This is a genomic window from Micromonospora sp. LOL_025, assembly GCF_048060285.1.
Lineage (GTDB): Bacteria > Actinomycetota > Actinomycetes > Mycobacteriales > Micromonosporaceae > Micromonospora.
Genome location: NZ_JBHMIR010000038.1, coordinates 1 through 19,007, shown reverse-complemented (window position 1 = coordinate 19,007; position 19,007 = coordinate 1). Strand labels below are relative to the sequence as shown.

Sequence of the window (19,007 nt, the reverse complement as noted above, 5' to 3'; positions counted from 1 at the left end):
TTCACGATTGCCGGGGCACCGCCACCGACGGCCCTCGGGCACCTCTTCATCCGCAGGAGGCACCATGTCCCGCCCCCGCACCCGAGCCGAATACCTCGCGCGGCTCGTACCCCCCTCCGTGGCCGGCCTCAACCGCCGTTCGCTGCTGGCCGGCGCGGCCGGCACCACCGCGCTGCTCGGCACGGGCCTGCTCGCCGGCTGCGGTTCCGACTCCGGCGGGTCCGGCGCCAAGACGGTGTCGCTGGGCTCCAACCAGTCCGACCCGAAGCCCAAGGAGGTGGTCGCGAAGGTCATGGACGGGTTCCGGACCTCGTCCGGCCTCGAGGTCGCCGTCAACACGGTCGACCACAACACGTTCCAGGAGAACATCAACAACTATCTCCAGGGCAAGCCGGACGACGTGTTCATGTGGTTCGCCGGCTACCGGATGCGCTTCTTCGCCGCCCGGGGCCTCGCGAGCGACCTCAGCGACGTCTGGGGCAGGCTCGCCGGGATGTCCGACGCGTTCCGCAAGGCGTCTACCGGGGACGACGGCAAGCAGTACTTCGTGCCGTCGTCGTACTACCCGTGGGCCGTCTTCTACCGCAGGTCGGTCTGGCAGCAGAACGGCTACCAGGTGCCAGAGACCCTCGACGACCTGACCGCGCTCGCCGGGCAGATGAAGAAGGACGGCCTCGTCCCGATCGCCTTCGCCGACAAGGACGGCTGGCCGGCGATGGGCACCTTCGACATCCTCAACCTGCGGATCAACGGCTACCAGTTCCACATCGACCTGATGGCCGGCAAGGAGTCCTGGACCTCCGAGAAGGTGAAGAAGGTCTTCGACACCTGGCGTGGCCTGCTGCCCCTGCACCAGCCGGACAGCCTCGGCCGGACCTGGCAGGAGGCCGCCCAGTCGTTGCAGCAGAAGAAGAGCGGCATGTACCTGCTGGGCCTCTTCGTCGGCCAGCAGTTCGACGACAGCGAGCTGGCCGACCTCGACTTCTTCACCTTCCCCGAGATCGACCCGGCGATCGGGGCGAAGGCCCTGGACGCGCCCATCGACGGCTACATGATGGCCCGCAAGCCGAAGCAGGAGGCCAACGCCAGGAAGCTGCTGGAGTATGTCGGCTCGAAGGCGGCCGCGGACATCACCGTCGCGAACGACCCGAGCACGCTGGTCGCCAACAGCGAGGCCGACACCAGCGGCTACAGCGCCCTGCAGAAGAAGGCCGCCGAACTGGTCGGCTCGGCCACCGAGATCGCCCAGTTCCTGGACCGCGACACCCGCCCGGACTTCGCCTCCACGGTGATCATCCCGGCCTTCCAGCAGTTCATCAAGGACCCGAAGGACATCGACGGGCTGACGTCCAGCATCGAGAACCAGAAAAAGTCGATCTTCACCGACTGACGGCGAGAGGGTGAGGGCTCCGTGTCCGACCTGCCCCTGATCCAAGCGGATCGCGCCGTGCCGCCGCCGGACGCGGTCACCCCCACGGGTGGTCGCCGCCGGCGCGTACGGCTGCTGTCCCGCACCGACCGCGTGGTCGTCGCGCTCATGGTGGCCGTACCGCTGCTGCTCGTCGTCGGCCTGATCTGGCTGCCGGCGGGCGCCACCGTGCTGCTCTCCGGCACCGACTGGGACGGCATCGGCCCGGTCGGCGACATCGAGTGGGTCGGCGGCCGCAACTACACCGACGTGGTCCGGAACTACCCGCCGTTCGTGCCGGCCGTGCAGAACAACCTGCTCTGGCTGGCGGCGCTGTTCGTGGTGGCCACCCCGTTCGGCATGTTCCTGGCCGTCCTGCTCGACAAGGAGCTGCGCGGCAGCCGGTTCTACCAGACCGCGCTCTACCTGCCGGTGGTGCTCTCCCTGGCGCTGATCGGCTTCGTCTGGCAGCTGCTCTACTCCCGCGACCAGGGCCTGGTCAACGCTGTCCTCGGCACCGACGTCGACTGGTACGGAGACCCGGACGTCAACATCTGGGCCGTGCTGGTGGCCGCCGGCTGGCGGCACGTCGGCTACATCATGCTGCTCTACCTGGCCGGGTTGAAGGGCGTCGACCCGTCGCTGCGGGAGGCCGCCGCCGTGGACGGCGCGTCGGAGGGCCGGACGTTCTTCCAGGTGGTCTTCCCGGTGCTGCGGCCCATCAACATCATCGTGCTGGTGGTGACGGTGATCGAGTCGCTGCGCGCGTTCGACCTGGTCTGGGTCATCAACAAGGGCCGCAACGGCCTGGAACTGCTCTCCGCGCTGGTCACCCAGAACGTGGTGGGCGAGGCGAGCCGGATCGGCTTCGGCTCGGCGCTGGCCACCGTCATGCTGGTCGTCTCGCTGGTCTTCATCACCGTCTACCTGGCGACCGTGCTGCGGGAGGGACGCCGATGAGCACCGCGACAGTGCCCCGGGAGAACCGGACCGCCCCCGCGACCCGGCGCCGCCCGCCGCCGCGCCCGGCCCGGGTGGTGCTGCACGTGTTCCTCGCGGTGGTGGCCGTCGGTTGGCTCTTCCCGATCCTCTGGGCCGTGCTGACCTCGCTGCGCTCCTACGAGTACACGGCCACCAACGGCTACGTCTCGCTCGGCGGGTGGACCCTCGACAACTACGTGACCGCCTGGCGGACCGCCGAGTTCGGCAGGCACTTCCTCAACTCCGTCTACATCACCGTGCCGGCGGTGCTGCTGACCCTCTTCCTCGCCTCGTGCGTGGCGTTCGTCATCGCCCGGTTCAGCTGGCGGACCAACGTCGTCCTGCTCGGCCTGTTCACCGCGGCGAACCTGCTGCCCCAGCAGGCCCTGCTCATCCCGCTGTTCCGGCTCTTCACCCAGGTGCCGCTGCCGGCGTTCATGAGCGACTCGGAGCTGCTCTACGACAGCTACTGGGGGCTGATCCTGGTCAACGTCGCCTTCCAGTGCGGCTTCTGCGTCTTCGTGCTCAGCAACTACATGAAGGCGCTGCCGCGCGACCTCTACGAGGCCGCGATGGTCGACGGGGCCAGCGTCTGGCGGCAGTACTGGCAGGTGACCATGCCGCTGTGCCGGCCCGCGCTCGCCGCGCTGGCCACCCTCGAGGTGACCTGGATCTACAACGAGTTCTTCTGGGCCACCGTGCTCATGCGCACCGGCGACAAGTTCCCGGTGACCAGCTCGCTGAACAATCTGCGCGGCGAGTTCTTCACCGACAACAACCTCGTCTCGGCCGGCTCGGTGCTGGTCGCGATCCCGACCCTGGTGATCTTCTTTCTGTTGCAGAGGCAGTTCGTCCGGGGCCTGACGCTGGGGGCTTCCAAGGGATGACCATCGTCCACCTCCGCCGCGCCCGGACCAGCCTGGTGCTCGACGCACGCGGCCCGGGGCTGCCCCGGGTCGCGCACTGGGGCGCCGACCTCGGCCCGGTTCCCGACGGCGACCTGTCCGCCCTCGTCGACGCCACCGTCGCGCCGGTCGTGCCGAGCAGCTTCGACGCGCCCACGGTGCTGTCCCTGCTGCCGGAGGCGTCGGCCGGCTGGGGCGGCCGGCCCGCGTTGGCCGGGCACCGCGAGCGCCGGGACTGGTCCACCGCCTTCCGGATCGACGGCGTCGACGTGGCCGACGACGACCCGGCCGCGCCGGCCCGGGTCACCGTCCGGGCGTCCGACGCCGACGCCGGGCTGTCGCTGACCGTCGAGACGACGCTCGACCCGACCGGGCTGGTGCTGCTGCGGCACCGGCTGCGCAACACCGGCGACCGCCCGTACGAGCTGCGGGAGCTGACGCCCGTCCTGCCGGTGCCGCCGGTCGCCACCGAGCTGCTCGACCTGACCGGCCGGTGGTGCCGGGAACGGTCCCCGCAGCGGCACCCGTGGCCGATGGGCGCCTGGGTACGCGAGGGCCGGCACGGCCGCACCGGGCACGACGCGACCCTGCTGCTGGTCGCCGGCACGGCCGGGTTCGGCTTCGGCCACGGCGAGGTGTGGGCGGTGCACACGGCGTGGAGCGGCGACCACGTGACCTTCGCCGAGCGGCGGCCGACGGGCGAGTCGGTCCTCGGCGGCGGCGAGCTGCTCGCCCCCGGCGAGGTGGTGCTCGATCCCGGCGGGGAGTACGCCACCCCCGTGCTGCACGCGGTCTTCTCCGACGTGGGGCTGGACGGGCTCAGCGACGTCCTGCACACCCACCTGCGCGCCCGCCCGCAGCACCCGGCCACGCCCCGCCCGGTCACCCTCAACGTCTGGGAGGCCGTCTACTTCGACCACGACCTGGACCGGCTGCGCGCGCTGGCCGACCACGCCGCCGAGGTGGGGGTGGAGCGGTTCGTGCTCGACGACGGGTGGTTCCGGGGCCGCCGCCACGACCGCGCCGGCCTCGGCGACTGGTACGTCGACGACACCGTCTGGCCCGACGGCCTGCACCCGCTCGTCGACCACGTACGCGGGAACGGGATGCGGTTCGGGCTCTGGGTCGAACCGGAGATGGTCAGTCCCGACTCCGACCTGTTCCGCGCCCACCCGGACTGGGTGCTGTCGGCGCCCGGCCGGCTGCCCGCGCAGTGGCGGCACCAGCAGGTGCTCGACCTGGCCCACCCACCCGCGTACGCCCACCTGTTGGAACGGCTGGACGCGCTGCTCGCCGTATACCCCGGCGTCGACTATCTCAAGTGGGACCACAACCGGGACCTGACCGAGGCGGGGCACCACGGCCGCCCCGGCGTGCACGGGCAGACCCTCGCGGTCTACCGGCTCCTCGACGAGCTGCGCCGCCGCCACCCGGGCGTGGAGATCGAAAGCTGCGCCTCCGGCGGCGCCCGGGTGGACCTGGAGATCCTGCGGCGCACCGACCGGGTCTGGGCCAGCGACTGCAACGACGCCCTGGAACGGCTGGCGATCCAGCGCTGGACAGGGCTGCTGGTCCCGCCCGAGCTGGTCGGCAGCCACATCGGGCCGGAGCGCTCGCACACCACCCACCGCGTGCACGACCTGGGCTTCCGGGCGGCGACCGCGCTCTTCGGCCACCACGGCATCGAGTGGGACATCGGCGCGATCGGCGCCGCGCGGCGCCGCGAGCTGGCCGCCTGGGTCGCGCTGCACAAGCGGCTCCGCCCGCTGCTGCACGCCGGCCGGGTGGTCCGCGTCGACCACCCCGACCCGGCCGTCTGGGCGCACGGCGTGGTCGCCCACGACGGTTCCCACGCGGTGTACGCCGTGGCCCGGCTGGCCACCTCGGTGACCCAGACGCCCGGGCCCGTCCGGGTTCCCGGCCTCGCCCCCCGCCGGCGGTACGCGGTGCGGCCCGTTCCGGGAGTGCCGGAGCCGGCGACCCTCCAGCGGACCGCCCCGGGCTGGCTGGCCGACGGCGGCGTCACCCTGAGCGGCGCGGTACTGGCGACCGTCGGGCTCCAGATGCCCGCGCTGCACCCCGAGCAGACCGTGCTGCTGGAGGTCACCGCCGTCGGCTGAGGGGCGGGCAGATTTCTCGGAGAATCTCCGGCGGGGATGTCGAGAACCGGGGTGCCGGCTTCTACCGACGGGTGAGAGCACCGATGATGGTGCGCAGTCGTGAGGAGCCAGCCGTGAAGTACATGTTGCTCATGCAGTTCAGCGCCGCCGGCACGGACTTCCCCCCGATCGAGACGTGGGCGCCCGAGGAGATCCGGGCGCACGTCGCGTTCATGGGCGAGGTCAACGAGAAGCTGGTCGCCGACGGCGAGTTGGTCGGCGGCGAAGGGCTCGCCGCCCCGGCCCAGGCGAAGATCGTCCGGGCGGGTGCCGGCGGTGCCCCCGTGGTCACCGAGGGGCCGTTCGCCGAGACCAAGGAGTTCCTCGCCGGCTTCTGGATCGTGGACTGCGACAGCCCCGAGCGGGCCGTCGCGCTCGCCGCGCACATCTCCACCGCGCCCGGCCCGGGCGGCCGGCCGCTGAACATGCCGATCGAGGTGCGCCCCGTGATGTCGGCGCCGCCGCAGGAGATGTGACGACTGGCCGCCGCCGACCCACCCGTCGAGGACCTGCTGCGCGAGCTGGCGCCGCAGGTCCTCGGCGTGCTCACCCGCCGGTTCGGCGACTTCGCCACCGCCGAGGACGCCGTGCAGGAGGCGTTGCTGGCGGCGGCCACCCAGTGGCCGGTCGAGGGGACGCCCGACAACCCGCGCGGCTGGCTGATCCAGGTCGCGTACCGGCGGATGGTCGAACTGGTCCGCGGCGAGACGGCCCGGCGGCGGCGTGAGGACCTCGTCGCCCGCCGCGAGCCGGACGACCGGCGCGTTGCGCCGCCGCCGGACGAGGAGCTGACCGCCGACCGGGACGACACCCTGACGCTGCTCTTCCTCTGCTGCCACCCGACGCTCACGCCGGCGTCGGCGATCGCGCTGACCCTGCGCGCCGTCGGCGGCCTCGGCACGGCCGAGATCGCCCGCGCCTTCCTCGTGCCCGAGGCCACCATGGCCCAGCGGATCAGCCGCGCCAAGCAGCGCATCCGCGCCTCGGGCGTCCCGTTCCGGATGCCCGAGCCCGCCGACCGGGAGGCCCGGCTGGCCGCCGTGCGGCACGTGCTCTACCTGATCTTCACCGAGGGGCACACCGCCAGCCTGGGCGCCGACCTGCGCCGGGTGGACCTGTCGGAGGAGGCGATCCGGCTGACCCGGGCCCTGCGCGCGCTCCTGCCCGACGACGCCGAGGTCGCCGGGCTGCTCGCGTTGATGCTGCTCACCGACGCCCGCGCCGCCGCGCGGACCGGGCCCTCGGGTGAGCTGATCTCGCTGGCCGACCAGGACCGCGGCCGGTGGGACGCCGCGGCCATCGACGAGGGGGTCGCCCTGGTCACCTGGGCGCTGCCGCGCGGTCCGGTCGGGCCGTACCAGCTCCAGGCGGCCATCGCCGCGCTGCACGACGAGGCGCCCAGCACCGCCGAGACCGACTGGCCGCAGATCCTCGCCCTGTACGAGGTGCTGGAGCGCGCCTCCGGCAACCCCGTCGTCTCCCTCAACCGCGCCGTGGCGACCGCCATGGTGCGCGGCCCGGCCGCCGGCCTGGCGGCGCTGGACGCCCTCGACGCCGACCCCCGGCTCGCCGGGCACCACCGGCTGCCCGCCGCCCGCGCCCACCTGCACGAGATGGCCGGTGAGCGGGAACGGGCGGTGGCCGCCTACCGGGCCGCCGCCGCCCTGACCACGAGCCTGCCCGAGCAGCGGTACCTGCTGGTGCGCGCCGCCCGGCTGGCGACCGGACCGACCGGGCACTGACGGGCACGACGCGGCGTACGTGTGCGGACGCTGTCGAGCTGCCCCCACGGATGGGGCAGGGAGTCCCGGGTCCGTGGTGGCCGGCGGTCTCATGAAGGGGGCAGCTCGACAGCGCGCACAGGGACCGCCCGCGGCCGGTCACTTCGCCCTGCGGTGGCCGGTCATCAGCGCCGGGCGGCACCCGCCCGCCGTCCCCTACGCCGCCCGTCCGGAACCCGCGACCTCCCGACGACGCCGCGGGAGAGGTGGCCGGGCCCGTGCGGGCCCGGCCACCGGTCGTACGAGGTACCTCAGCTCGCGGTGCAGGTCACCGCGGGCGTGGCGTTGGTGCCGTTGAAGCTGGCGATGAAGCCGAAGCTGGTGCTGGCACCGGCGCCCAGCCGGCCGTTCCAGTCGGCGTTGCGGGCCGTGACGGTCGCCCCGCTGCTGCTCAGGACGGTGCTCCAGGACTGGCTGACGGTCTGGCCGTTGGCGAACGTCCACTTCGTCGTCCAGCCGGTGATCGCCGCCGCGCCGGCGGTCACCTTCACCTCGCCCTGGAAGCCGCCCTGCCACTGGTTGGTCACCGTGTACGTCGCGGTGCAGCCGCCCGGCGGCGGGGTGGACGGCGGCGGGGTGGTGGGCGGGGGCGTCGTGGGCGGCGGGGTGGTGGGCGGGGGCGTCGTGGGCGGCGGGGTGGTCGGCGGCGGGGTGCTGCCGAAGACCGTCGCCTCCTTCGCGGTGGCCTTGATCCCGTTGGCCCCGTTGAAGAGGCGCTGGCCCCACGTGGTCAGCGCGGCGGGGTTGAAGTTGGTGACCATGTCGAGGTACTCGACGCCACCGCCGTTGCCGCTCCAGGACCAGCCCAGGTAACCGATCCCGTTGGCCTGGCTGTAGGAGAGGATGGTGTCCTCGTCGGGGTTGCCGTCGGAGTGGTCGAAGCCGAACTCGCCGACCACGATCGGCAGCTTGGCGGCCCGGAACCGGCCGAGGTAGTCGCTGATCTCGGCGGCGGTGTCGAAGACGCCGTACATGTGGATGGAGAAGACCGTGTTCTTCTGCGGGTCGGCCGCGAAGACCGACGCGGCGTTGTCGCGCATGGTGAACGACCAGTCCTGACCCCAGTTGGGGGCGTCGACCATGATGGTGTGCGTCAGGCCGCCGGCCCGCAGCCGCTTGACCGCGTTGGCGGTGTCGGTCGCCCAGGTGCCGTAGCCCTGGTTGCCGTACGGCTCGTTGCCGATGTTGACGATGACGTACTTCTCCTGGCCGGCGAGGGCGCCGGAGATGCTCAGCCAGTAGTCGACCGCCTGGTCGAGGGTGGCCGCCCCGCTCTGCTCGCCATAGCCGGTGGTGTCGTGCACCTCCAGCACGCAGATCAGCCGGTTGGCCTTGCACAGCGAGATGACGTTGGCGACGTCGGCGGTGTCGTTCTTCGCCCACCGCTGGCCGCTGGCCAGCACCACCCGCACGGTGTTCGCCCCGAGCGCCTTGATGTTGGCGAAGGAACTGGTCTGCTGCTGGTACCAGGTGTGCGCGTGGTTCACGCCACGCATGACGAACTCGCTGCCGTTGGCGTCGTAGAGCTTGCCGTCGGCGACGGAGAAGCCGGTCGCGGCCCGCGCGGGCTGACCGAACGCCAGCACGGCGACCAGCAACGCGAGCAGGGCCGCACCGGCGGCGGTGAGTCTCTTCTTCATGGCCTTCCTCAGAGGGAGGACCCCCGCTGCCCAGGTGGGGGTGGGACGTCACAGGGGATGGCGGCTGCAGCCCGACAGCCGCCGCCCGGCTCCCGGCGGCGCAGGGATCAGCGTAGGCCCGTCGGGCCGGTCACGCAATGAACCGGTTAAGCGGCGGGCTGCCGGCACCGGACGCGAGGGTTGACCCGACCTGGCAGGGGTATCCGGGGATGATCCGCCCGGGTCGGAAGGAGACACCCATGGTCAACGTCGGCTACACCCTGATGTGCGAGCAGGCCGGTCCGAAGCAACTGGTCGACTACGCGGTGCGGGCGGAGGCGGCCGGCTTCGACCAGCTCGTCATCTCCGACCACTACTACCCGTGGCTCGACTCCCAGGGCCACTCCCCGTACGCCTGGTCGGTGCTCGGCGCGGTCGCGCACGCCACCAGCCGGGCGGAGCTGATGTCCTTCGTCACCTGCCCGATCCGCCGCTACCACCCGGCGGTCGTGGCGCAGAAGGCCAGCACGATCGGGGTGCTCTCGGACGGCCGGTTCACCCTCGGCCTGGGCGCGGGCGAGAACCTCAACGAGCACGTGGTCGGCGGCTGGCCGCACGTGCAGCAGCGGCACGAGATGTTCGAGGAGGCCCTCCAGATCATCCGGCCCCTGCTCAACGGGGAGACGCTGACCTTCTCGGGCAACCACTACGACGTGCCCGACGCCTACGTGTGGGACCGGCCGGCCCGCCCGGTGCCGATGGCCGTCGCCGCCTCCGGCCGCCAGTCGGTCACCCTCGCCGCCGAGTACGGCAACGGCCTCGTCGCCACCGAACCGGACCCGCACATCATCGAGATGTACGACGAGGCCGGCGGCGCCGGGCAGCCCCGCTACGGGCAGGTGGCCATCTGCTACGGGCCGGACGAGGCGGAGTGCCGCAAGATCGTGCACGACCAGTTCCGCTGGTTCGGGATGGGCTGGAAGGTCAACGCCGACCTGCCCGGGCCGGACTCGTTCGCCGCCGCCACCCAGTTCGTCCGCGAGGAGGACGTGGCCGAGGGAGTCTCCTGCGGACCCGACGTGGAGCGGCACGTCGAGGCGTTCCGGAAGTTCGTCGACGCCGGCTTCACCCACGTGGCGATCGTGCAGGTGGGCGGCGAGACGCAGCCGATGTTCCTGGACTGGGCGCAGGAGCAGCTCCTGCCGAGGCTGCGCGAGCTGTGAGGGCGACACCGGGCAGGCGACCCCAAGTGACCCCGCCGGGCCGGTTCGGTCCGGCGGAGCTGCGCCTCGCGCTGGCCGCCCCGAAGCCGGCCGCCGGCCTGACCAGCGAGTGGCGGCTGGTCGACGGGCTCCGTACGCACACCCGCCGCGCCGGCGACCCCGGCACCGCCGCCACCCCGGTCGTGCTGGTGCACGGGCTGGCCGTGTCCCACCGCTACCTGACCCCGCTCGCCCTCGCGCTGGCCGACACCCACCCGGTGTACGCGCCCGACCTGCCCGGCTTCGGGCTGACCGAGCGCCCCGGCCGCGCGTACGACGTCCGCGAGCACGCCGCGCACCTGGCCGCCTGGCTGGCCGCGTACCGGATGCCGCCCGTCTGCCTGCTCGGGCACTCGTTCGGCGCGGAGGTCGTCGCGGCGCTGGCCGCCCGGCACCCCGACGCGGTCGCGGCCGTGGTGCTCGCCGGCCCGACCAGCGATCCCGCCGCCCGCTCCCGGCGGGGACAGTTCGGGCGCTGGCTGGTGGACACCCTGCGGGAGGCGCCGTTGCAGGCGCCGATCCTGCTCCGGGACGTCCTCGACGCCCGCCCCTGGCGGGTCCACGCGACGCTGTCGCACTCGGTGCGCAACGGGATCGAGGCGGACCTGGTCCGCATCGCCGCGCCCACCCTGGTGGTGGCCGGCTCCCGGGACCCGGTCGTGCCGCCGTCCTGGCGCGCGCAGGTCGGCCGGCTGGTCCCGCACGCCCGGACGGTCACCGTGCCGGGTGCCGCGCACAACGTCGTGACCACCGCCCCGGCGCAGGTCGCCGGCGCGGTGCGCGCCCTTCTCGCCCCCTCGCTGACGAACAGGTGACGACATGCGTATCGGCAACACGGAGATCCGTCCGGCCGGCGGCGGCCTGGGCTGCCTGCTGATGATCCTCTTCTCGATCGTCGCGTCGGTCGTCCTGACCGTCCTGCTCAACCTGCTCCTGTAGCACTCCGGCTCCGGCCCGGGCTCCGGTTCCGGCGATCTTGGCGCGGGAGTGCCCCTGGCGGGGCGCTTCGCGCCGAGATCCCGCTCGGACACCGCTCAACCCCGGCGGCGTGGGTCAGCCACGCAGGCCGAGGGCGGTCAGCGCTTCCCGGGTCGCCTGGCGGACCGGGTCGACGACGGCGCGGCGCACCCAACGGACGGCCGGTGACACCGTCGCCCGCCACGCGGCGGCCACCGCCCGCCCCACCGGGCGGACGGCGTGCCGCCACAGCCAGCCCGCCCCGAGCACGAACGGCCGCAGGGTGAGCGCGTAGCACCACCAGAGCAGCCGGCCGGCCGCCCACCAGGCCCACGCGAGCGCGGCCAGCAGCACCCGGCCCGCCGCCGCCAGCCACTGGCCCACCGCCGCCAGCCCCGCCACGAGCAGGCGGCCGAGCGGCGCGAGGAGCCGGGCCAGCCAGCGCGCCGGAAGCCAGATCAGGTGGTACGCCAGCCAGGCCAGCGGCACCCACACCACCGTCCGGGCCAGCCAGGCCAGCCCACGGGCGAGCCACACCGTCGGCACCCAGATCAGCGTCCGCGACAGCCAGCCCAGGCCACGGCCGAGCCACACCAGGGGCACCCACACCAGGATCCGCAGCAGCCAGCCCAGCGGGCGCAGCAGCCAGCGGTCCAGGAACCGGCCGACCGGCGCGAGCAGCCAGCGGTGCAGCCAACGACCGACGGCGACGACCAGCTCCCAGACCAACCGCAGGGGCACCACCACGACCAGCGCGATCCCCCGGGCGACGGCGACCAGCAGCGGAGCGGGTGGCGACCCGAAGCGTCCCGGCTCCGGGCTCGGCGAGTTGATCACCGGCTCACGGTAGTCCGCACCGGCAACGCCCCACCGTCGCGGCCCGCCGGACGGACTGGGGCCGGCCGGGTGACCGGACCGGCAAGGCAGGTGGACCGGCAAGGCGGGCGGACCGGCAAGGCGGGCGGAGCGACAGGGCGGGCGGTCAGGCCGTCAGGCCGGGTCGAGGTCCAGGTCCGCCACGACCGGATAGTGGTCGGAGGCGTACTCGGTCTCGCCGCCCCGGAGCACTCGGCAGTCCCGCACCCGGCCGGCGAGCGCCGCCGTGCCGAGCAGGTAGTCCAGCCGCATCCCGGAGAACTCCGCCCCGCCGCCGTGCCGGGTGGGCGCGGTCAGCCCGCCGTCGGGTGCTCCCGCCGCCGCGTACAGGTCGACCAGGCCGGCGGCGAGCAACCGGGCCACCGCCCGGGTCTCCACCGTCCGCCCGTCCCGGCGCAGGTGACGGCGGCGGTACGCGGCCGGGAGCCGGGCGATGCGCTCGGTGTGGTCGGCGACCGGGTCGAGGGTGTTGAGGTCGCCGGCCAACAGCCCCAGTTCCCGCGGCGCGCGGCGCAGCGCGGCGGCGGCCCAGCCCGCCTCGACGCGCCGCCGCAGCCCGAAGTACGGGTCGAGGTGGACGCTCAGCACCGTCAGCGGGCCGGCGCTGGTCGCCACGGTGACCCGCTGCGCGGCGTGGTGGAACGGTCGGCGCACCCGGGTCGCGGCGAGGGCGCGCAGCGGCGGGCGCAGCAGCACCGCCACCGGCTGGCCGAAGCAGGAACGGGCCAGGTGGGGACGCATCCCCACCCGGCCCGCGAAGTCGGCGAGCACGCCGCCTGCGTCGAAGCCCCGCAGCTCCTGCAACGCCAGCACGTCCGGCCGCTCGTCGGCGACGACCCGGACCAGCCGGTCCCGGCGGTCGGCGCCGCCGGAGTCCCGTCCGCCGGTCCGGATGTTCCAGGTCATCGCCCGCAGCATCGGCGGCGTCAGTCCGCCCGGGCGGCCTTGGCCAGCTCGTCGTCGAGGGTGTGCACGTCCTCGGACTCGATGCTCGGCCGGTTGCCCTCGCGCAGGTCCTCGTTGGGGCGGACCACCCAGTAGAGCAGCCCGATCCAGAGGGTGGTGAGGATGATCGCGCCCATGAAGTCGGTGGGGTGGTGCATCCCCCGGTACATCCGGCTGATCGCCACGCCGGCCGGCATCACGACCGCCAGCGCCACGAAGAGCCACCGCCACCACCGGTCGGTACGCGGAAAGACGATCACCGCGATCGCCACCCAGACGCAGAGCGTGGCGGCGATGTGGCCGGACGGGAAGGAGGACGTCGGCATCGGCCCGTCGAGGTTGCCGACGGGTGGGCGCGGCCGGTCGACCGCGGCGGCGGAGGCGAGGAAGAGGGTCAGCTCGCCGAACATGGTCAGCGCCACGAACAGCACCGGCCGCCAGCGCCGCCACACCGCGAGCACGAGCGGGCAGAAGACCAGCGAGATGAGCAGGATGGCATGGGTGTCGCCGACCTTGCTCCACCAGTAGCTGAAGTCGTCCCGGCCGGGGGTGCGGTGCTCGGCGAACCACCTCGGCACGTCCGTGTCCAGGGTGGCGAAGAAGGTGCCGCCGGCGTGGTAGCTGACGAACATGCCGAAGCCGTAGAGCGCGCCGAGGATCAGCACCCAGCCGACGATCAGCTCGAACACGGCGGCCCGGGGGTGCGGCAGCAGGTGCGCCTCGTCGGGGGCGGGCGCCACGTCGTGCGCGGCCTCCGGCTCCAGACCGTCGCTGAGCGCCGGGACCGGCCGGCCGCGCTCCAGCCGCCAGAGCCGGAAGGCGTACGCGGTGACGCCGAGCCAGGCGGCGCCGAGCAGCCAGGCCCCGAGCACGTCCGAGACGAAGTGCACGCCCAGCGCGATCCGGGTCAGGCCGATGAGGAACACGACGAGGGCGACCAGGGCGATCGCGGGCTTGCGCCAGCGGCGCGACATGGCCGGCAGGAAGACCAGCAGCAGCGCCCCGTACGCGACCATCGAGCCCAGCGCGTGTCCGCTGGGGAAGCTGTCCCCGGCGTACGTGCCGATCGGCACCTCTACCTCGGGGCGCAGCCGGTCCACCAGCGTCTTGAGCGCCGGGTCGAGGACGAGGGCGCCGACGCCGGTGACGATCAGGAACACCGCGAGCCGGCCCTGCTTGCGGATCAGCAGGCCGACCACGGCGACCGACACCAGCCAGATGATGATCGCCCGCCCGCCCAGGTCGGTGAGCGCGTTGAGCACGGTCACCAGCGGCCCGTGCGGGGCGACCAGGTCGTTGAGCCAGGCGGCCACGCCGTGGTCGACGTCGTAGAGCGGGGACCACCGGGTCCGGACCAGGACGAGGAGCACCCCGAAACCGACCCCGGCACCGAGCACGATCGCCAGGCCGGCGAGGGTCCGCTCGGTGAAGTGACCCAAGGGTCGTCGTAACGCCTCTTTGACCGCGCCCACGGCAGCCTCCCTCTCGCTTCTGGCGTGCCGCATTACCCGATCGGCGCTCCGCGTACACCGAGGGGTGTCCGATGCGGAGCTACAGGGAGCTCATCTCGCCGGTGTCGTGGATCTCCTGGCGCTGGGCCTCGGGCTCCCAGAGGTCGGGCTGGGCGGGCTCGCGCACCCCGATGCGCAGCGCCTCCAGCTGGGCGGCGAAGGACAGTCCACCGAAGAGCGCCATGCCGGTCAGGTTGGCCCAGAGCAGCAGCGCCATCATCCCGGTCAGCGCCCCGTACGTCTGGCCGAACCCGCCGCTGAACCGCACGTACGCGGCGAGCAGCAGGCTGGCCAACCACCACAGCGCGGTGGCGATGCCGGCGCCGAAGAAGAGCCAGGACAGGCCGGGCTGCTTGCGGCGGGGGGCGTGCCGGAAGATCACCGCGACGGCGAGGACGGTCAGGCCCAGGCTGAGCGGCCAGCGCACCACGTTCCAGAGGCCGTTGGCGAGTTCGCCCCACGCGTAGTGCCGCTGCACCGAGTCGCCCATCGGGCCGCCGCCGACGAGGATCAGGAACCCGGTGAGCGCCGGTACGCCGGCGGTGAGGGCGAGGACGCTGGCGCGGACGTACTTCCACAGCGCGGGCCGGTCGCGTTCCACGCCGTAGATCCGGTTGGCGCCGCGCTCGATCTGGGCCATGGTGGTGGTCAGCGCGACCAGGCCGGTGAGCATGCCCAGGCTGAGCGCCAGCTCCCCGGCGCGTTCGGTGCGGTCCCCCTCGCCGAGCAGCTCGGCCACCATCGGTTCGCTGGCCCCGGGGGTGAGCGCGAGCACCGTGTCGGCGACCACCCGGCCGCCCTCCTCCACGCCGAGTTCGCTGATCAGGCCGGTCAGCGCGATCAGGAACGGCACCACGGCGAGGCAGAGTTGCAGCGCGAAGGCGCGCGAGTGGCTGAACCCGTCGCCGTAGCGGAACCGGATGAACGCGTCACGCAGCAGGTGCCAGCCGCCCTGCCGGCGCAGTGTGTGCCAGGCGTCGTCGGCGTTGAGTTCCTCGTCGGGCATCAGCCGGGTCTCCGGCACCATCCGGGTGCTACTCACGGCGCGCGTCCTCGATGAGCTGCTCACCACGCTCGGCGGCCGCCTGCGCGTCCTCGGCGAGGTCGGGATCCTGCGCCGGCTGCGGCACGCAGAGCCACAGCGCCCGCCGCCGGATCTCGGCCTTGAGGGTGCGACCCGGCTCGATGAGGTCGCCGTCGAGCTCCCGCGGCTGGGCCCGGTTGCTGGTGATCTCCACCCGTCGGGCCCGGAAGACCTCCATCCGGGGCACGCGGTCCTGCTTGCGGACGACCGCCCAGCCGAGCGCGAGCCAGTGCCGCAGCGTACGCGGGGTGAGCACCGCGACGTCGAGGTAGCCGTCGTCCGGTTCGGCGTCGGTGAGCAGCCGCACGCCGCCCTGGAGGCGACCGACGTTGGCGACGAGCACGGAGCGGGCCCGGCGGCGGATCGGCTGCTGGTCGTCGATGCGGATGGAGACCTTCATCGGCCGGTCGCGCAGGTGCCGGGCGGCCCCCACCACGTACGCCGGCCAGCCGATCCGCTTCTTGGTGGTCTCGGAGGTGTCGGCGAGCATCTGGGCGTCGAAGCCCATACCGGCCATCACGGTGAAGTAGTGGTCCTCGACCGCGCCGACGTCGAGCAGCCGGCGGCCCCGCTCGACGGCGACCTCCAGCCCGGCGGCCAGGTCACCCGAGAGGCCCAGGTTGGCCGCGAGGAGGTTGCCGGTGCCCTGGGGCAGCACGGCGAGCGCCACGTCGGTGCCGACCAGGCCGCTGACGCAGGCCATCACGGTGCCGTCGCCGCCGCAGGCGAAGACGACGTCCACGCCGGCCTCGACCGCCTCCTGCGTCTGGCCGCGGCCCGGGTCCTCGACCGTGGTCTCGAACCACAGCGGCTCGGGCCAGCCGGCCGCGGCGAGGGCGTCGTGGACCGTCCGCCGCAGCTCGTCGAGATCGGCCACCTTCACCGGGTTGACCACCACGGCGGAGCGCAGACCGCCGTCGTGCGCCGCGCGTCGCTTGTCCTGTCGAGGATCCACGGCGCCAGTGTGCAGCAGATCCGGCACGGCAGCGACCCGGCGGACGGTGACCTTACGCGCAGCGGAAACACGTTTGCCCCCGCCCCGCGCTGTCCCCCCGCGCTGTCCCCCGCCCACCCGGCCCCGCCTCGCCCCGCCAGCGACCCGTCGATCATGAAGTTGACCGCGGTCCTGGAGATCGACAACACCGCCAACCTCATCATCGACGGGCGGGTCCCGGGGGCGGGGTGGGTGGTCAGGCGGGGGTACGGAGGGCGGTCTCCACGCGGTGGCGCAGGTCGTCGAGGTCGGCTCCGGCCTCGGTGAGCACCAGGGCGCCCAGCCCTCGCCCCTCGCGGAGCACGCCGAGCAGGATGTGCTCCGTGCCGATGTGGCGGTGGCGCAGTCGCAACGCCTCCCGCAGCGCCAGCTCCAGCACCTTCTTGGCGCGCGGGGAGAAGGGGCCGCCCGCGTACCGCCGACGACCCCAGCGGCGGCGCGGCTCCGGCGCGGCCTCGCGCAGCGCGTCCGGGCCGAAGGACTCCTCGATCCGGGCCACGATGGCCGCCAGGTCGATGCCGATCTCGCGCAGGGCCGCGGCGTCGGCGTCGGCGAGGCCGGTGGCTCCCCGCTCGGTGTGCCGGCGGACGCGGGCCCGCAGGTCGTCGGCGCGCAGGCCGGCCTCGGCGAGCACCCGGGCGGCGAGGCTGTCGCCGTCGGAGAGCAGGGCGAGCAGCAGGTGCTCGGTGCCGACGGGCCGCCGGCCCTCGGTCCGGGCCTCGTCCCGGGCGTGCCGCACGACCGTGCGGGCCCGGTCGGTGAACCGTTCGAACATCACGCCTCCCAGGAGGATCCGACGGCCGGACGACCGGCGTGCTTCTTGTGGACGGCCTGCCGGCTGACCTCGAGCTCGTCGGCGATCTCCTGCCAGGACCAGCCCTGTCGACGGGCGTTGTCCACCTGGACCACCTCGAGCCGTTCGAGCAACCGGCGCAGCGCGCGGACGGCGCGCAGCCCGACCCGGGGGTCGGTGCTGCCGGCTGCCGCCGCGAGTTCCGTTGCCTGACTCATGTCGTCAACTTACGTTGACATCGCCGCCGTGTCAACCCATGTTGACACCCCCCGATCAAGGCCCACCGCTATGGTGGGCCGATGGCGTCGGTCAGGCAGGTCCAGGTCACCTTCGACTGCGCAGAACCCGAGCGCGTCGCCCGCTTCTGGTGCGAGGTGTTGGGATACGTCGTACCGCCGCCACCGGAGGGGTTCGCGACCTGGGACGATTTCGACCGCGCGCTGCCGCCCGAGCGACAGGGGTCAGCGTTCGCCTGCGTCGATCCCACAGGTGCGGGGCCACGACTGTTCTTCCAGCGCGTACCCGAAGGCAAGGTCGTCAAGAATCGACTGCATCTTGACGTACGGGTCGGCACCGGGCTCGTGGGCGAGGAGCGCCTGGCCGCGCTCGAGACCGAATGCGCACGGCTGGTCGCGCTCGGCGCGGTACGCGTGCGACTACTGCTCGCCGACGACCACAACGAGTCGTGCCTCGTGATGCAGGACATCGAGGGCAACGACTTCTGTCTCGACTGAGTGGCCGCGAGCGTGGCAATCCGGAACACCTTCGCCGAGCACCCGCAGTACGATCCGCCGGTGCCCCTCCGCCGGCCGCCGCGCCGAGGTAACCGTGCCCGGTGACGTGCGCCGTCTCCCGCTCGGCGAGGTCACGCTGGAGTTCGCCGGCGGCAGCGTGGTCGGCAACCGCTACCCGGCCAACTTCGACGTGCTGCACATCGACCCCGCACTGCCGTTCGTCGCGGTGGCCGACGGCATGGGCGCCGGCGAGGGCAGCCGCCGCGCCGGCACGACGGCCATGGGCACCCTCGTCGCGCGGGTCGCGGCCGCCTGGCCCGCGGTCGACGCGCGCCGGTTGCGCGCCGCCGTGGCCCACGTCCAGTCAGCCGTACGCGCCGCCGGCGCGCAGCTGGCGGAGCTGACCGGCTGCACCCTGACCGCCCTGCTCGTGGAGCCCGACGGAGGGCAGGGCTGGCTCGTCCAGCTCGGCGACTCCCGCGCCTACCGGCTGCGCGACGGCCTGCTGGAACTCGTCACCGTCGACCACACGGCGGCCTGGCTGGGCGTGCTGCACGGCTGGTACCCGGTCGACTCCCCCGCCGCCCGTCGCGCCCGCTACCAGCTCACCCGCTACGCCGGCCATCCGGACGAGCCGGAGGCGGACCTGCTCGCGGTGTCGCTGCGCCCCGGCGACGTCTGGCTGCTCTGCACCGACGGCGTCAGCGACCAGGTCGACTATCACCTGATGCGGGAACTCCTGGCGGCGCCGCGACCGGACGAGGCGGTGCGGGACCTGCTCGACGACACCCTGGAGGCCGGCGGCGACGACAACGCCACCGCCGTGGTCGTCCGGGTCCACGCCACGACTCCCCGCTGACAGGCGCCCACCGACGCAGACGCCGCTGGCCGGCACCCCGGGTGGGGGTGCCGGCCAGCCTTGTTCACGTGTTGCTGTCAGCTGTTCCAGTGCTCGGTGACGAGGTCGGCGGCCTGCTGCTCCCACTGGGCGTAGTGGT

18 protein-coding genes are annotated in these 19,007 nt (G+C 73.4%); 10 read left to right on the top strand and 8 right to left on the bottom strand.

Annotated elements, in window-relative coordinates; genetic code table 11:
• Positions 1-64 precede the first annotated feature (64 nt).
• The 6 genes from ACFHW0_RS28525 to ACFHW0_RS28500 all read left to right on the top strand — a co-directional run bounded on the left by ACFHW0_RS28525 (position 65) and on the right by ACFHW0_RS28500 (position 7,195).
• The gene (locus ACFHW0_RS28525; RefSeq protein WP_416612573.1) at positions 65-1,390 is read left to right on the top strand and encodes an ABC transporter substrate-binding protein; all 1,326 of its coding nucleotides are present in this window, start codon (positions 65-67) and stop codon (positions 1,388-1,390) included.
• Between the two features lie 21 nt (positions 1,391-1,411).
• Positions 1,412-2,368: a carbohydrate ABC transporter permease gene (locus ACFHW0_RS28520; protein WP_416612571.1), complete on the top strand. Its 957-nt coding sequence runs from the start codon at positions 1,412-1,414 to the stop codon at positions 2,366-2,368.
• The gene (locus ACFHW0_RS28515; RefSeq protein WP_416612569.1) at positions 2,365-3,276 is read left to right on the top strand and encodes a carbohydrate ABC transporter permease; all 912 of its coding nucleotides are present in this window, start codon (positions 2,365-2,367) and stop codon (positions 3,274-3,276) included. Before ACFHW0_RS28520 ends, ACFHW0_RS28515 begins: the two co-directional genes overlap by 4 nt.
• On the top strand, positions 3,273-5,414 hold the full coding sequence (locus ACFHW0_RS28510) for an alpha-galactosidase (RefSeq protein WP_416612567.1): 2,142 nt from the start codon (positions 3,273-3,275) through the stop codon (positions 5,412-5,414). Before ACFHW0_RS28515 ends, ACFHW0_RS28510 begins: the two co-directional genes overlap by 4 nt.
• A 122-nt stretch (positions 5,415-5,536) precedes the next feature.
• Positions 5,537-5,929 (top strand): YciI family protein, encoded by a 393-nt coding sequence (locus ACFHW0_RS28505; protein ID WP_416612617.1) that lies wholly within the window; start codon positions 5,537-5,539, stop codon positions 5,927-5,929.
• Between the two features lie 3 nt (positions 5,930-5,932).
• Complete coding sequence (locus ACFHW0_RS28500; protein WP_416612615.1) at positions 5,933-7,195, top strand: RNA polymerase sigma factor; 1,263 nt, start codon at positions 5,933-5,935, stop codon at positions 7,193-7,195.
• Positions 7,196-7,485: 290 nt separating this feature from the next.
• Here the strand turns inward: ACFHW0_RS28500 and ACFHW0_RS28495 are convergent, their stop codons facing one another.
• Positions 7,486-8,874: a cellulase family glycosylhydrolase gene (locus tag ACFHW0_RS28495; protein WP_416612565.1), complete on the bottom strand. Its 1,389-nt coding sequence runs from the start codon at positions 8,872-8,874 to the stop codon at positions 7,486-7,488.
• 239 nt (positions 8,875-9,113) lie between these two features.
• On the opposite strand from ACFHW0_RS28495, the gene ACFHW0_RS28490 reads away from it, so the two are divergent.
• The gene (locus ACFHW0_RS28490) at positions 9,114-10,076 is read left to right on the top strand and encodes a TIGR03557 family F420-dependent LLM class oxidoreductase (protein ID WP_416612563.1); all 963 of its coding nucleotides are present in this window, start codon (positions 9,114-9,116) and stop codon (positions 10,074-10,076) included.
• Between the two features lie 26 nt (positions 10,077-10,102).
• Positions 10,103-10,930, top strand: a complete 828-nt coding sequence (locus ACFHW0_RS28485; RefSeq protein ID WP_416612561.1) for an alpha/beta fold hydrolase — start codon at positions 10,103-10,105, stop codon at positions 10,928-10,930.
• Positions 10,931-11,168: 238 nt separating this feature from the next.
• Here ACFHW0_RS28485 and ACFHW0_RS28480 read toward each other — a convergent pair whose 3' ends face one another.
• The 7 genes from ACFHW0_RS28480 to ACFHW0_RS28450 form a co-directional block, all read right to left on the bottom strand.
• Positions 11,169-11,909 carry a hypothetical protein gene (locus ACFHW0_RS28480; protein WP_416612560.1) on the bottom strand — a complete coding sequence of 247 codons (741 nt, stop codon included), beginning with the start codon at positions 11,907-11,909 and terminating at the stop codon, positions 11,169-11,171.
• Between the two features lie 153 nt (positions 11,910-12,062).
• Positions 12,063-12,866, bottom strand: coding sequence for an endonuclease/exonuclease/phosphatase family protein (locus tag ACFHW0_RS28475; RefSeq protein WP_416612558.1), 804 nt, complete (start codon positions 12,864-12,866; stop codon positions 12,063-12,065).
• An 8-nt stretch (positions 12,867-12,874) separates the two neighbouring features.
• Positions 12,875-14,365, bottom strand: coding sequence for a phosphatase PAP2 family protein (locus tag ACFHW0_RS28470; RefSeq protein ID WP_416612556.1), 1,491 nt, complete (start codon positions 14,363-14,365; stop codon positions 12,875-12,877).
• A 79-nt stretch (positions 14,366-14,444) separates the two neighbouring features.
• Complete coding sequence (locus ACFHW0_RS28465; RefSeq protein WP_416612553.1) at positions 14,445-15,446, bottom strand: YihY/virulence factor BrkB family protein; 1,002 nt, start codon at positions 15,444-15,446, stop codon at positions 14,445-14,447.
• Positions 15,439-16,443: a diacylglycerol/lipid kinase family protein gene (locus tag ACFHW0_RS28460; RefSeq protein ID WP_416612551.1), complete on the bottom strand. Its 1,005-nt coding sequence runs from the start codon at positions 16,441-16,443 to the stop codon at positions 15,439-15,441. The genes ACFHW0_RS28465 and ACFHW0_RS28460 overlap by 8 nt, the downstream gene beginning before the upstream one ends.
• A gap of 235 nt (positions 16,444-16,678) precedes the next feature.
• Complete coding sequence (locus ACFHW0_RS28455; protein WP_416612549.1) at positions 16,679-17,257, bottom strand: Clp protease N-terminal domain-containing protein; 579 nt, start codon at positions 17,255-17,257, stop codon at positions 16,679-16,681.
• On the bottom strand, positions 17,257-17,493 hold the full coding sequence (locus ACFHW0_RS28450; protein ID WP_089001290.1) for an HTH domain-containing protein: 237 nt from the start codon (positions 17,491-17,493) through the stop codon (positions 17,257-17,259). Before ACFHW0_RS28450 ends, ACFHW0_RS28455 begins: the two co-directional genes overlap by 1 nt.
• Positions 17,494-17,574: 81 nt before the next feature.
• On the opposite strand from ACFHW0_RS28450, the gene ACFHW0_RS28445 reads away from it, so the two are divergent.
• The gene (locus ACFHW0_RS28445) at positions 17,575-18,009 is read left to right on the top strand and encodes a VOC family protein (RefSeq protein WP_416612547.1); all 435 of its coding nucleotides are present in this window, start codon (positions 17,575-17,577) and stop codon (positions 18,007-18,009) included.
• 106 nt (positions 18,010-18,115) lie between these two features.
• Positions 18,116-18,868 carry a PP2C family protein-serine/threonine phosphatase gene (locus ACFHW0_RS28440; RefSeq protein WP_416612545.1) on the top strand — a complete coding sequence of 251 codons (753 nt, stop codon included), beginning with the start codon at positions 18,116-18,118 and terminating at the stop codon, positions 18,866-18,868.
• Positions 18,869-19,007 lie beyond the last annotated feature (139 nt).